The sequence below is a fragment of the Streptococcus sp. OMI750 genome, assembly GCF_047463895.1.
In the GTDB taxonomy this organism is placed as follows: domain Bacteria; phylum Bacillota; class Bacilli; order Lactobacillales; family Streptococcaceae; genus Streptococcus.
Map to the genome: position 1 here is coordinate 389,497 of NZ_JASHCZ010000001.1, position 13,146 is coordinate 402,642.

13 protein-coding genes are annotated in these 13,146 nt (G+C 38.7%); all 13 read left to right on the plus strand.

Going from position 1 to position 13,146, the window contains the following annotated elements:
• Positions 1–9: 9 nt before the first annotated feature.
• The 13 genes from QM830_RS02030 (at position 10) to QM830_RS02090 (ending at position 13,145) form a co-directional block, all read left to right on the plus strand.
• Positions 10–1,674, plus strand: a complete 1,665-nt coding sequence (locus tag QM830_RS02030; protein ID WP_414325401.1) for a propanediol/glycerol family dehydratase large subunit — start codon at positions 10–12, stop codon at positions 1,672–1,674.
• A 12-nt stretch (positions 1,675–1,686) separates the two neighbouring features.
• Positions 1,687–2,358, plus strand: coding sequence for a propanediol/glycerol family dehydratase medium subunit (locus QM830_RS02035; protein WP_414325403.1), 672 nt, complete (start codon positions 1,687–1,689; stop codon positions 2,356–2,358).
• A gap of 15 nt (positions 2,359–2,373) precedes the next feature.
• Positions 2,374–2,883, plus strand: a complete 510-nt coding sequence (locus QM830_RS02040; RefSeq protein ID WP_414325405.1) for a diol dehydratase small subunit — start codon at positions 2,374–2,376, stop codon at positions 2,881–2,883.
• Between the two features lie 26 nt (positions 2,884–2,909).
• Complete coding sequence (locus QM830_RS02045) at positions 2,910–4,769, plus strand: diol dehydratase reactivase subunit alpha (RefSeq protein WP_414325406.1); 1,860 nt, start codon at positions 2,910–2,912, stop codon at positions 4,767–4,769.
• Positions 4,750–5,130, plus strand: coding sequence for a glycerol dehydratase reactivase beta/small subunit family protein (locus QM830_RS02050; RefSeq protein WP_414325408.1), 381 nt, complete (start codon positions 4,750–4,752; stop codon positions 5,128–5,130). The genes QM830_RS02045 and QM830_RS02050 overlap by 20 nt, the downstream gene beginning before the upstream one ends.
• A 32-nt stretch (positions 5,131–5,162) precedes the next feature.
• A complete protein-coding gene (locus QM830_RS02055; RefSeq protein WP_009730849.1) occupies positions 5,163–5,648 on the plus strand; it encodes a GlcG/HbpS family heme-binding protein in 486 nt (161 codons plus the stop codon).
• A gap of 17 nt (positions 5,649–5,665) precedes the next feature.
• Positions 5,666–6,379: an MIP/aquaporin family protein gene (locus QM830_RS02060; RefSeq protein WP_414325410.1), complete on the plus strand. Its 714-nt coding sequence runs from the start codon at positions 5,666–5,668 to the stop codon at positions 6,377–6,379.
• A 142-nt stretch (positions 6,380–6,521) separates the two neighbouring features.
• The gene (locus QM830_RS02065) at positions 6,522–7,715 is read left to right on the plus strand and encodes an acetate/propionate family kinase (RefSeq protein WP_414325412.1); all 1,194 of its coding nucleotides are present in this window, start codon (positions 6,522–6,524) and stop codon (positions 7,713–7,715) included.
• A 128-nt stretch (positions 7,716–7,843) separates the two neighbouring features.
• Positions 7,844–8,188, plus strand: a complete 345-nt coding sequence (locus tag QM830_RS02070; RefSeq protein WP_006596180.1) for a BMC domain-containing protein — start codon at positions 7,844–7,846, stop codon at positions 8,186–8,188.
• A 22-nt stretch (positions 8,189–8,210) separates the two neighbouring features.
• Entirely contained in the window at positions 8,211–8,789 is a 579-nt protein-coding gene (locus QM830_RS02075) for an ANTAR domain-containing response regulator (RefSeq protein WP_009730851.1), read from the plus strand.
• Positions 8,776–10,212, plus strand: coding sequence for a histidine kinase N-terminal domain-containing protein (locus QM830_RS02080; RefSeq protein ID WP_414325415.1), 1,437 nt, complete (start codon positions 8,776–8,778; stop codon positions 10,210–10,212). The genes QM830_RS02075 and QM830_RS02080 overlap by 14 nt, the downstream gene beginning before the upstream one ends.
• A 105-nt stretch (positions 10,213–10,317) precedes the next feature.
• The gene (gene eutA, locus QM830_RS02085; protein WP_009730853.1) at positions 10,318–11,748 is read left to right on the plus strand and encodes an ethanolamine ammonia-lyase reactivating factor EutA; all 1,431 of its coding nucleotides are present in this window, start codon (positions 10,318–10,320) and stop codon (positions 11,746–11,748) included.
• A 26-nt stretch (positions 11,749–11,774) separates the two neighbouring features.
• Positions 11,775–13,145, plus strand: a complete 1,371-nt coding sequence (locus QM830_RS02090) for an ethanolamine ammonia-lyase subunit EutB (protein ID WP_009730854.1) — start codon at positions 11,775–11,777, stop codon at positions 13,143–13,145.
• Position 13,146: the final 1 nt, after the last annotated feature.

Consider the following 13,146-nt stretch of genomic DNA (forward strand, 5'->3'; position numbering starts at 1 on the left):
GAATGAAACATGACAAAATCAAAACGTTTTGAAGTGCTCAGTAAACGACCAATTAATCAGGATGGATTCGTAACAGAGTGGGTTGAAGAAGGTTTAGTGGCTATGGATAGCCCTAATGATCCAAAGCCTAGTATTCGTATTGAAAATGGCATCGTAGTTGAATTAGATGGAAAAGCAAGAGAAGAATTTGATTTAATCGATCAGTTTATCGCTACTTATGGAATTGATTTGAAACATGCAGAAGAAGTTGTTCGAATGGATTCTAAAGAGATCGCTAACAAAATTTTAACTCCGAATGTACCACGTTCTGAAATTGTTCGCTTGACCAAAGCAATGACTCCTGCAAAAATTTGTGAAGTTGTGAATCACATGAATGTTGTTGAAATCATGATGTGTTTGCAAAAAATGCGGACACGGAAACAAACAGCAACACAAGCGCACGTAACAAACGTAAATGATAATCCGGTGCAGATCGCTGCGGATGCTGCAGAAGGGGCTCTACGTGGATTTGCTGAACAAGAAACCACAGTAGCCGTTGTTCGTTATGCACCTTTCAATGCCTTGTCTCTTATGATCGGTTCGCAAGTTGGTCGTCCTGGAGTTCTCACTCAGTGTTCATTGGAAGAAGCAACAGAACTTGAATTTGGTATGCGTGGCTTCACGGCTTATGCTGAAACTATCTCCGTTTATGGTACAGAAGATGTATTTACAGATGGTGATGATACTCCTTGGTCAAAAGCCTTTTTAGCGTCTGCCTATGCTTCTCGTGGATTGAAGATGCGTTTTACTTCAGGAACTGGTTCAGAAGTTCAAATGGGACAAGCCGAAGGCAAGTCCATGCTTTACTTGGAAGCTCGCTGTCTATATATTACAAAAGCTGCGGGTGTTCAAGGAACACAAAATGGATCTGTTAGCTGTATTGGTATTCCAGCAGCTGTTCCAAGTGGTATTCGTGCAGTCGTTGCTGAAAACTTAATTGCGACGATGCTGGACCTTGAATGTGCGTCTTCAAATGACCAAACATTTACTCACTCAGATTTGCGTCGTTCTGTACGTACCTTAATGCAGTTGGCTCCAGGTACAGACTTTATTAACTCTGGTTATTCTGCGACTCCTAACTATGACAATATGTTTGCGGGGTCTAACTGGGATGCAGATGACTATGATGACTACAATGTAATTCAACGTGATTTGCGTGTAGACGGTGGGTTGCGCCCAGTTCGTGAAGAAGAAGTTATCAAAGTACGGAATAAAGCTGCCCGCGTAATGCAAGCTCTATTTAAAGGTTTGGGATTGCCAGCTATCACAGATGAAGAAGTGGAAGCAGCAACTTATGCACATGGTTCAAAAGATATGCCTGATCGTGATAAGGTTGAAGATATCAAAGCGGCTCAAGGTATCCTTGAACGTGGTGTTCAAGGTGTGGATCTTATTAAGGCTTTGGCAAACAATGGCTTCCCAGAAATTGCCAATGAACTCTTGAATTTGTTTAAACAACGTGCCGCAGGTGACTTTTTACAAACGTCTGCTATTTTCGATAAAGATTGGAATGTTATATCAGCTATTAACTCTCCGAACGATTATGTTGGTGTCGGTACTGGACATCGCTTAGTGGGAGAAGAATGGGAAAAGGTTAAAGATATTCCACGTGCGATCGACCCTCGTGATATTTAGGAGGACCTAACGATGACAGAAATAAATGAAACGTTGTTGCGCTCGATCATCGAGAGTGTATTAAAAGAAGTAAAAGCGGAATCGAACGGTCATGTTGAACCGACTCATCATGTAGATGCTACAACTACGGCATCCGTCAATGAGGGAACAGTTATTCGAAAAGTTGGGGTTGCTCAGCCAAGTCAATCTGTTGATGAAGTTGTGATTGCAGTTGGTCCAGCTTTTGGGGAACAACAAGTTAAAACAATGGTTGACATACCGCACACTGAAGTACTGAGACAATTAGTTGCAGGAATTGAAGAAGAAGGCTTGAAAGCTCGGATTGTGAAAGTATATCGTTCATCTGACGTGGCTTTCGTGGCTGTTGAAGGGGACCACCTTTCTGGTTCTGGAATTTCTATTGGTGTACAGTCCAAAGGAACAACTGTGATTCACCAACGTGATTTACCACCATTGAGTAATCTAGAACTCTTCCCTCAAGCCCCACTCTTGACTCCTGAAACCTATCGTTTAATCGGTAAAAATGCTGCCAAATATGCAAAAGGTGAAACACCAAATCCTGTTCCTACCTTGAATGATCAAATGGCACGTCCTAAATATCAGGCTTACTCAGCTTTGCTTCACATTAAAGAAACAAAATTGGTCGTAAAAGGTAAGCCTGCAGATGAGTGTGTGTTAATTTAAAGTAGGAGGTCCAAAATGGCAGAATCAGTTGAATTATTAGTAAAACAAATCTTGGAACAAATGAATCGTTCTGAGACAAGTGCTACAAGCTTTTCTAGTAGCAATCAAGACGAAGCAACAGCTAATGATTATCCAATTTCTAAAAAACATCCAGACTGGATTAAAATTGGAGATAACAAAAAATTTGAAGATGTTACATTGGAAAGCATTCTTTCAGGTCAAATTTCATCTCAGGACTTACGGATTAAACCAGAGATTCTAATTAAACAAGGTGAAATCGCCAAAAATTCTGGTCGTGAAGCTATTCAATATAACTTTTCTCGGGCTGCTGAATTGACTCGTGTTCCAGATAAACGTGTTCTAGAAATTTACAATGCTTTACGTCCTTATCGTTCTTCTAAAGAGGAACTCTTATCCATTGCAGAAGAATTGGAAACACAATATCAAGCAAAGATTTGTGCAGGATTTATTAGAGAAGCTGCTGAACATTATGAACGTCGTAAAAAATTGAAAGGTGATAACTAGCAGCGAGATAGAATTGGAGGAAAATAGTGAAATATATCATTGGTGTTGATATTGGGAATTCCTCAACAGAAAGTGCGTTAGCAGCATTTGATACTGCACAAAATAAACTTCACTTCCTTTCATCTGCTATTTCTGATACGACTGGTATTAAGGGAACAAAAGAAAATGTTCACGGAATCTATGACTCTCTTCGCAAATTAATGGCCAAGACGTCACTTGATTTAAAAGATATTAGTTTGATTCGCATTAACGAAGCAACGCCAGTTATCGGGGACGTAGCTATGGAAACCATTACGGAAACTGTGATTACAGAATCCACAATGATTGGTCATAATCCTCGGACCCCAGGCGGACTTGGTTTAGGTGTCGGGAAAACGGTTCATATTCTTGACTTAATTAATCAAGTGAAAACGGAGCCTTATATTGTAGTTGTTCCAAAGGATATTGATTTTGATTTAGTAGCGAAGTTGATCAATGCTTATTTTGAAAACGGCTACAACATTCAAGGAGCTGTGCTCCAAGCAGATGATGGTGTCTTGGTCAATAATCGTTTAAGATCTAAAATCCCGATCGTAGATGAGATTCTATACATTGATAAGGTGCCCTTGGGCATGTTAGCGGCGGTAGAAGTTGTAGAGCAGGGTAAAGTCATTACACAGTTATCTAATCCTTATGGGATTGCGACTGTTTTTGAACTGAATCCGGATGAAACAAAGAGCATTGTGCCAATCGCGCGTGCCCTGATTGGAAATCGTTCAGCGGTTGTGATTAAAACGCCAAAAGGTGATGTCAAAGCCCGTAAAATTCCAGCAGGGACCATACAAATTATTGGTGAAAATCAAATCTTACGTGTGGATGTTTCTAAGGGATCTGAAGCGATCATGGAGCAGGTGGTCCTTGCTAAAAATATCCAAAATGTAATTGGAGAAGCTGGGACAAACGTCGGTGGCATGCTTGAAAAAGTACGGCAAACCATGGCCAAACTGACAGATAAAAGTCAAGATCAGATAGCTATTCAAGATTTATTAGCAGTGAATACCTTTGTTCCGATCTCCGTTCAGGGTGGCTTGGCTGGTGAATTTTCTATGGAACAAGCGGTTGGTATTGCTTCTATGGTTAATTCTGATAAACTTCAAATGTCTATCATAGCTAAAGAAATTGAGCATGAGTTGGACATCCCAGTTGAAATAGGAGGTTCTGAAGCAGAATCCGCTATTTTAGGGGCTTTAACGACTCCAGGATCAGACACCCCACTTGCTATTTTGGATTTGGGTGCCGGTTCTACAGATGCTTCCATCATTAATAAGCAGGGTGAGATTCATGCCATTCACTTGGCAGGAGCAGGGGATATGGTGACCATGCTGATTAACTCAGAGCTTGGCCTTGAGAATCGTCATTTGGCGGAAGATATCAAAAAATATCCCTTAGCTAAAGTTGAGAGTCTTTTCCATATCCGTCATGAAGACGGAACTGTTCAATTCTTTGATCAACCCTTATCGAGTGATTTATTTGCACGTGTGGTTATAGTAAAAGGTGAACAAGAGTTTGTTCCGTTGAACAACCAGGACTTTTCCATTGAGAAGATTCGCTTGGTTCGGCAATCTGCTAAAGAGCGTGTATTTGTCACCAATGCGATTCGTGCTCTGAAACGGGTGAGTCCTACGGAAAATATTCGTGATATTCCTTTCGTCGTCATTGTTGGTGGTTCTGCATTAGACTTTGAAATTCCGCAGCTAGTGACAGAAGCCTTGTCACAACATGCCATCGTAGCTGGTCGCGGAAATGTACGAGGAAATGAAGGGCCAAGGAATGCTGTAGCCACTGGGTTAATCTTGACGTATGCTAGAGAGGCAGAGGGTGGCCGTTATGACTATTCAATTATCTAATAAACCAAAGATCATTTTCTATATCCCAAAGGATAGTGAAACAGCTGTTTTTGATCAAGTTGGTTTTGGTATTGAAGAAGAAGGGATACCGTTTGAATATATTCAGGCAGAAACAGTTGAAGATGTTGTTTTAACAGCCCATCGTGCTTCTCATGAATCGTCCTTACTGGTCGGCATAGCGGCCAATAAACAGGATATCGTACTTCATTATAGAAATTTACCCAAAGAAAAATATGTTTATAGAATTAAACAATATGACAGTGTAGGAAATCGGGAGTTACGTTTGTTAGGTACGAATGCCGCTCGGTTAGTTAAAGGGGTACCCTTTAATACAAGTTCGATTTTTGATGTTACGTTTTAGTTCAAGATTAGCAGGAGGTGCTTAAAGTGACGATGAATGAGGATAAAATTGAAAAAATGACTTTAAAGATCCTTAAAGAAATTTTGAATCGTTATCCTGTTGAATCAAATCATTCGAATTATTCCAATCCACTCTATCAAAAGGCGTGGGATATTGTACAAAGAGCAGTAAAAAAAGCAAAAGACTTACAAGTTGATGTGGTCATTACAGTTCTTGATTCAAGTGCTCGCGTCATCATGACTTATAGAATGGAACATGCGTTATTAGTTAGCGATGAGATGGCTTATAAAAAAGCATATACTGCTGTAGGAATGAAAATGGAATCAAAAGATTTAAAACCATTAACTCAACCGGGGCAATGGTTATATCAATTGGAAATGATGTTGGACAATAAAATTGTCAGTCTTTCTGGTGGGGTTCCAATTTTTGAGGGAGAACATCTACTGGGGTCCATTGGAGTCAGTGGTGGAAATTCTATACAAGACCAAGAAATAGCGTTATATGCCATCGATAGATAATAAGTAGAGGTATCATAATGGAAAAATATTTAGGTGAATTCTTAGGGACAATGGTCCTGATAGTCTTTGGTAATGGTCTTGGAGCATCTCTCAATTTGAACAAGGCAATCGCTAAAAATTTTGCTCCTAGCTGGTTCACAGCAGTCTTTGCTTGGGGCTTAGCAGTTACTCTAGGCATTTATACGGCAGGATTTTATAATTCAGGTGGTCATTTAAATCCATCAGTTACTATTGCATTTGCGATTGGCGGATCATTCCCTTGGGATCAAGTGTTTGGTTACATCATTGCGCAAGTAGCAGGAGCTTTCGTTGGTGCTGCGATTATAACAGTGATGTACCATACACACTTTAAGGAAACAAGTCAAGAAGAAGGAAATTCAGTGGGCATTTTTGCAACGGGTCCAGCGATTCCAAATCCTTTCTATAATTTACTCAGTGAAATTATTGCGACTTTCTTCTTTATCTTTGCTTTGCTGATGATTACTCACGGTGAAATAACACCTGGATTAACACCTGTACTAGTTGGTTTATTAATCATGGCAGTGGGTCTATCTTTGGGTTCAACTACAGGATTTGCCCTCAATCCAGCCCGTGATTTCGGTCCTCGCTTAGCGTATGCTATTTTACCGATTCCAAATAAAGGGGATGCAAATTGGTCTTATGCCTGGATTCCAATCGTAGGTCCTACTATTGGAGCGATTTTAGCAGTCCTACTTGTCAATATCATGTAATCGTTGAATACGGAAAAAAGCAGAAAAATATACAACTTGATGAGAACAAGCATGATTGTTTAAAAAGTTGTACATAATAGATTGTAGGACAGAAGCTATTGAAATAAGGTCTGTCCTACTTCTTTATTTAGAAGGTGAAAAAATGTCGGATAAAATATTAGCAATCAATGCAGGAAGCTCATCTTTGAAATTTCAGTTACTAGAAATGCCAAGTGAAGCAGTTATAGCTAAAGGGATCTTTGATCGTATCGGTTTTAAAGATGGTAAAGTAAAGTATCAAACCAAAAGAAACCAAGTTCAAAAAAGTGTTTGTATACCTAGCCATGAATTTGCAGTTCAAGTTTTGCTAGGGACTCTTGTAGAGAGTGGAGAAATTCATTCAATAGAAGAGATTGTTGGAGTTGGTCATCGGGTTGCCCATGGTGGAGAGAGTTTTAAAGGATCTGTATTGGTAGATGAAAAAAATGAGGAGATCATTTCAGATTTAGGAGATTTGGCACCGAGTCATAATCCGGTCAGTCTTTCTGTTATCAAGTCATTTAAAACTCATTTTCCTAGCATCAAAAATGTCGCTGTTTTTGACACTTCTTTCCATCAGACCATGGACCCGGTTCACTACCTTTATCCCTTGCCTTATAGTTTGTACGAAAAGTTTCATGTTCGAAAATATGGTTTTCATGGTATCAGCCACGCCTATATTGCAGAAACGGTAGAAAAGATCTTTCAGCAAGAAGAGCATGCTAAGGAAAATGTTAAAATCATTAGTTGTCATTTAGGAAATGGTGCCAGTATTTGTGCGATCAAAGAGCAGCAGTCAGTAAATACGAGTATGGGCTTCACCCCTATTGATGGATTAATGATGGGGTCGCGATGTGGAAGTATTGACCCAATGATCATCCCTTACTTGGTTGAAAGACAGCAGATGCCAATCCATGAAGTCAAGAAACTACTGAATGAAGCTTCAGGTCTCCTTGGAATTTCTGAAATGAGCAATGATATGCGTGATTTGATTCAAGCTGCGACGGAAGCGAATCAAAAAGCAGCATTAGCTATTGAGATGTTTGTGAATCGTGTGGCCCATACGATCGCATCCTATATAGTAGATCTTGATGGACTTGATGCCTTAGTATTTACTGGAGGAATTGGAGAGAATGCAGCCCTAATCCGTTCCTTGATCGTTGATAAATTACAGGTGTTCGGAATGTCTGTGAACAAAGAGCTAAATGAAAATGGCAGTTTGTATATCCAAGATTCCAATTCCAATTGTAAGATCCTTGTCGTTCAAACGAATGAAGAATTGATGATTGCTAGAGAAACTTATCGTTTAAGCGTATAGCTAAAAGACAGATAGACGTTTGAAACAAAGATTGTGAAAATTTAGAGTTGAAAGCGGATACCAATTATAGTATAATCATATTATTTGGAACTATATTTATTGTAAAACCAATCCAGAGGTGGTAATATATGTCAGAAAAACAAAGAATGATTCAGGAATATGTTCCTGGGAAACAAGTCACATTAGCTCATTTGATTGCGAGTCCTGATCCAGTAATTTTTGAAAAATTGGGGTTACAGACTGATTTTCAAGATGCTATTGGAATATTAACCATCACTCCAAGTGAGGCAGCTATTATTGCTGTGGATATTGCTACGAAAGCAGCGGGAGTACAGATTGGTTTTGTCGATCGCTTTAGTGGATCGGTTGTCATGACTGGAGATGTTGCATCAGTAGATGCTTCACTCCATGCAGTTCTAAATGGCTTAGAGGAAATACTAGGCTTTTCAAGTACCATTGTAACAAGAACATAATTTCAAACGAGGGAAGGATTTCATGAAGGGCAGAATACTAATTTGTGATGATGATCCAATTATTCGCTTAGATATCAAACAAATTTTAGAACAGTCAGATTATGAAGTGGCTGCAGAAGCAAGTGATGGTTTTGAAGCTATCGAACTTTGCCAAAAACACTTTTTCGATCTAGTCATTATGGATATTAAATTACCATTACTGGACGGATTATCCGCGGGGAAAAAAATACTAGATGATGGATTGGCGTACGGGGTGATTATTCTCTCTGCATTTAGCGATGACCATTATGTTCAAAAAGCGAGTTTAACGGGTGCTAGTGCCTATTTAGTAAAACCGTTGGATGCAAAATCGTTAATTCCTACAATAGCAGTTTGTATAGAGAAAGGGCGGCAACAGCAATTACTTTCAAAGGAATTAATCAAAATTAGTAAAAAGCTCGACGATCGAATTCTCTTAGAAAAGGCAAAAGGGCTCTTGATGACAAGAGATAATCTTTCAGAACCTGAAGCTTTTAAACAGATTCGGACCATTAGTATGCAAAAACGCGTTCCAATGATTGAAATTGCAAAATTGCTGTTATTAAATAATGAAGCACAATAATCAAATAAAGAAATTTTGTGAAGATAAAACGGATTTAAATGAGGCGGATATTGATTACTTGATTCGGCAATCAGAGGCGGTTTTATCTAGCAAAGAGTTTATGGATAAGGACGTCTTCATTGATGTCAAAAATATTTATTCTGACCATGCAATTGTCGTTTTCCATAGAAAGCCTCATACAAAGGAAAGCTTATATGAAAAGACAGTGGTAGGGCAATCAGCATTTTTGGAAAACGAACCAGGGGTGCTACGAACTCTCCAGACAGGGGTTCCTTCTGTTGGACTCCGTGGACAATCGCAAGAAGGAGTTGCAATTGAACAGACTGTTTTTCCGATTACTAGAGGAGAAAAAGTCATTGCTACTTTAATTGTTGAAAGTGATTTTTCAAATAGCTTTTCGTCTAGCTTCTCTCTCAAGCCTTCTAAAGGTGACAATTCTTACATTTTTCAAGCTCCTTCAGAATCAAGTCGAGAAGACGAAGTTTCCTTACTGGATTATGTAGAAGATGCAGTATTAGTGTTTGATCAGGGAGGATTTCTACTCCATTGCAATCAGTCTGCTGTTCTTTTATATCGAACGAAGTTGGGCTACTTGGATAGTGTTCAAGGAATGCATTATGATAATCTTTCCTTGGATGGAACCATCTTTTCTGAATTAGTAGAAGATCATTTTTCAGATAGTAATAAAACCGTTAAGTATGGGAAGCACTATTTTCAAGTCAAGTGTTACCCCAATGCTCGCAATCATCAAACTGTTCTTACCATAAGGGATATCAGTGACCTTAAAGAAAAAGACAAAGAGATTCAAGAGAGTGTGATAGCGTCTCGAGAAATTAATCACCGTGTTAAAAATCATCTGCAAACCATTATTTCTTTATTGCGATTGCAAGGAGCACAGGTTAAAGAATCGGGCACAAAGGTTGCTTTCGAAGATTGTATTAACCGGATTTTCTCGATTGCTGCTACCTATGAGCTTCTTTCTAGTCAAGAACATGAGCAAATCGATCTGAAGTCCCTAATTGAAATTGTTTCATCGAATCTTCAACGCTGTTTTGCAGAAAGACCTTTTATTCAATTAAAATTGGAATTATGTGATCAAATCTATCTAGATCATAATAGAGCATCATCATTAGCGCTGGTTATTAATGAATTATTACAAAATGCTTATGAGCATGCTTTTTCCAATAAAAAATATCAAAAAAATAAAAAAAATCAATGTATTCGTTTGCAAATGACGAAAAATGATGATATAATACGTATACAAGTAATTGATAATGGTAGCGGTTACAATGTCGAAACCGTGGGCCAAGAGCATCTTGGTTTAATCCTTGTTCAACGATTTGTAGATAGCAAATTATCCGGAAGACTTGTGACAACTTCAAATCATGAGGGAACACAAGTTAAGATAATTTTTAAAGTGTAAATAATAAAAGACTAACAATGAAGTCAGTCGAAAAGCAATGACGCTTAAAGAATGCAGAAACGATGTTTCAGTGCATTCTTTAGGCGTCTTTTTTGGAGGTTTCCTATGTCGGATAAAATTTTGAGTGTTGGGTTAGACCTAGGAACTGCAACGACTCAACTAGTCCTATCTGAACTTACCATTGAAAATATTGCTTCAGTATTTACAATCCCGCGAGTTTATATAACGGATAAAAAAGTTCTTTATAAGAGTGAAATTATTTTTACACCCATCTCACATCAATCTTTGATAGAAGTTGATAAGATAAAAGACTTTGTTATTCAAGAATATAAAAAAGCAGGAATTGAAAAGCAAAATATTCAAATGGGCGCTGTGATCATTACCGGTGAAACGGCTAGAAAGGAAAATGCTAGTCAGGTTTTACAAGCCTTGAGTGGTTACGCAGGTGATTTCGTAGTTGCTACTGCTGGACCAGACCTTGAGAGTATCATCGCAGGCAAGGGTGCCTGTGCTCATCAATATTCTCAGGAACACCATACGTCAGTAGTAAATATTGATATTGGAGGTGGAACTTCAAACTTCGCAGCGTTTCGCGAAGGGGACGTCATAGATACTGGATGTCTAGATATTGGTGGACGCTTGATCAAGATTGATCCCACGACCTATAAAATCCAATACATTGCACCAAAATTACAAGAAATTATTAAACAAGAAAATTTAAGATTGTTCTTAAATGATATTGTCAATAAAGATGAGTTAAATAAACTCATTCAAATCATGGTCCGTGTATTAGAAAAGGCTGTTGGCCTAGATGTTGATGCTCCATATTATGAATTCTTACAAACCAATCATGGTTTGAGGCTAGATTATGAAATTAATTGTGTTTCATTTTCTGGTGGAGTAGCAGATGCTATCACTGAAGAAGCTGTAGCGAATGATTTCGCATACGGGGACATTGGTATCATACTTGGACGCGCCATTCGTCAATCAAAAATTTTCGAACAAAAGAAAGTCATTGAATCGGCCGAAACGATTCGGGCAACAGTTGTGGGGGCTGGTAGCCATACAACAGAAGTTAGTGGAAGTACCATTACTTATATTTCCAAAACATTACCGATTCGAAACATTCCTGTTTTGAAATTAGCCAAGGACGATGAACTAGAAAGTTGCGAAAAATTAACCAAAATCATTCGTGATAAATTAGAATGGTTTACTTTGGAAAATGAGGTCCAACAGGTTGCTTTAGCACTTAATGGAGAAAAAAGTCCAAGTTTTGTAAGAGTACAAGAATATGCTACAGCCATCGTCCAAGGAATGGGAGAAACGATTCGAAAAAATATTCCCTTACTGGTGGTCGTGAGAGAAGATATGGCTAAAGTTTTGGGACAATGTTTATTTGCTATCTTGCCGAAGGATTATCCTTTCGTATGTATAGATTCCGTTGATGTTCAAAATGGAGACTATATAGATATTGGTAATCCAGTGATAGAGGGATCGGTTTTACCGGTCGTCGTTAAAACGTTAGTTTTTAATTAGGAAATTATTAAAGGAGGAGACTTTAAATGATTTTAAAGACAAAATTATTTGGAAGAGTCTATGAATTCAAATCAGTAAAAGAAGTTCTAGCTAAAGCCAATGAATACAAGTCGGGTGACCAACTTGCGGGCGTAGCTGCTGAATCTTCTGAAGAACGTGTGGCAGCTAAGGTGGTTTTATCACAATTAAAACTTTCCGATTTGTTTAACAACCCAGTTGTACCATACGAAGAAGACGAAGTAACACGCATTATTATCGATGATGTAAACCTTCGAACTTATGAAAAAATTAAGAACTGGACAGTTTCTGAACTCCGTGAGTGGATTTTGGATAACAAACACCAAAATGTAGACATTCAATGGCTATCTCGTGGCTTGACTTCAGAAATGGTCGCAGCGGTTGCTAAGTTGATGACCAACCTTGACTTGATTGTCGCAGCGAATAAGATCATCATCACTAAACGCGCTAATACAACTATTGGTATGCCTGGAACCTTCTCATCTCGTTTGCAACCAAACCACACTACAGATGATCCGGATGGTATCATGGCTTCTACAATGGAAGGTTTTGCTTATGGATGTGGGGATGCTCTTCTAGGGTTGAACCCAGTTGATGACTCTGTAGAAAGTACAAAACGCATTCTTCATAAATTTAACGACTTTATCGAAGAGTACAAGATCCCAACACAACACTGTGTACTAGCTCACGTTACAACTCAAATTGAAGCAATGAACCAAGGCGCTCCAACAGGATTGGTCTTCCAATCTATCGCAGGTTCTGAAAAAGGAAATGAAGCCTTTGGTTTTGATGCGAAAGTGATTCAAGAAGCTAAAGATACGGCTCAAAAAGTTGGTACTTCAGCTGGTCCAAACGTGATGTACTTTGAAACTGGTCAAGGTTCTGAATTGTCTTCAGATGCTCACCATGGTGCTGACCAGGTAACAATGGAAGCACGTTGTTATGGTTTTGCAAAACGCTTTGATCCATTCTTGGTAAATACTGTAGTTGGATTCATCGGACCTGAATATTTGTACGATTCAAAACAAGTTATTCGTGCAGGTTTAGAAGACCACTTCATGGGTAAACTGACTGGTATTTCTATGGGTTGTGATATCTGTTACACGAACCACATGAAAGCCGATCAAAATGATGCTGAAAATCTATTGGTTCTACTTGGTGCAGCAAACGTTAACTACATCATGGCAATTCCTCATGGAGATGATATCATGTTGAACTACCAAACTACTGGTTACCACGAAACTGCAACAATGCGTGATCTCTTGAACAAACGTCCAATCAAAGAATTTGAAGAATGGATGGAAAACATGGGATTGATGAAAGATGGACATCTTACTGAAATTGGTGGAGATGGATCTATCTTTATGAGACAAAATTAGT

What these genes read in the sequence shown, in the direction of transcription:
- QM830_RS02030 (WP_414325401.1), top strand. Translation starts at nt 10, where the DNA reads ATGACAAAATCAAAACGTTTTGAAGTGCTCAGTAAACGACCAATTAAT.
- QM830_RS02035 (WP_414325403.1), top strand. Translation starts at nt 1,687, where the DNA reads ATGACAGAAATAAATGAAACGTTGTTGCGCTCGATCATCGAGAGTGTA.
- QM830_RS02040 (WP_414325405.1), top strand. Translation starts at nt 2,374, where the DNA reads ATGGCAGAATCAGTTGAATTATTAGTAAAACAAATCTTGGAACAAATG.
- QM830_RS02050 (WP_414325408.1), top strand. Translation starts at nt 4,750, where the DNA reads ATGACTATTCAATTATCTAATAAACCAAAGATCATTTTCTATATCCCA.
- QM830_RS02055 (WP_009730849.1), top strand. Translation starts at nt 5,163, where the DNA reads ATGAATGAGGATAAAATTGAAAAAATGACTTTAAAGATCCTTAAAGAA.
- QM830_RS02060 (WP_414325410.1), top strand. Translation starts at nt 5,666, where the DNA reads ATGGAAAAATATTTAGGTGAATTCTTAGGGACAATGGTCCTGATAGTC.
- QM830_RS02065 (WP_414325412.1), top strand. Translation starts at nt 6,522, where the DNA reads ATGTCGGATAAAATATTAGCAATCAATGCAGGAAGCTCATCTTTGAAA.
- QM830_RS02070 (WP_006596180.1), top strand. Translation starts at nt 7,844, where the DNA reads ATGTCAGAAAAACAAAGAATGATTCAGGAATATGTTCCTGGGAAACAA.
- QM830_RS02075 (WP_009730851.1), top strand. Translation starts at nt 8,211, where the DNA reads ATGAAGGGCAGAATACTAATTTGTGATGATGATCCAATTATTCGCTTA.
- QM830_RS02080 (WP_414325415.1), top strand. Translation starts at nt 8,776, where the DNA reads ATGAAGCACAATAATCAAATAAAGAAATTTTGTGAAGATAAAACGGAT.
- eutA (WP_009730853.1), top strand. Translation starts at nt 10,318, where the DNA reads ATGTCGGATAAAATTTTGAGTGTTGGGTTAGACCTAGGAACTGCAACG.
- QM830_RS02090 (WP_009730854.1), top strand. Translation starts at nt 11,775, where the DNA reads ATGATTTTAAAGACAAAATTATTTGGAAGAGTCTATGAATTCAAATCA.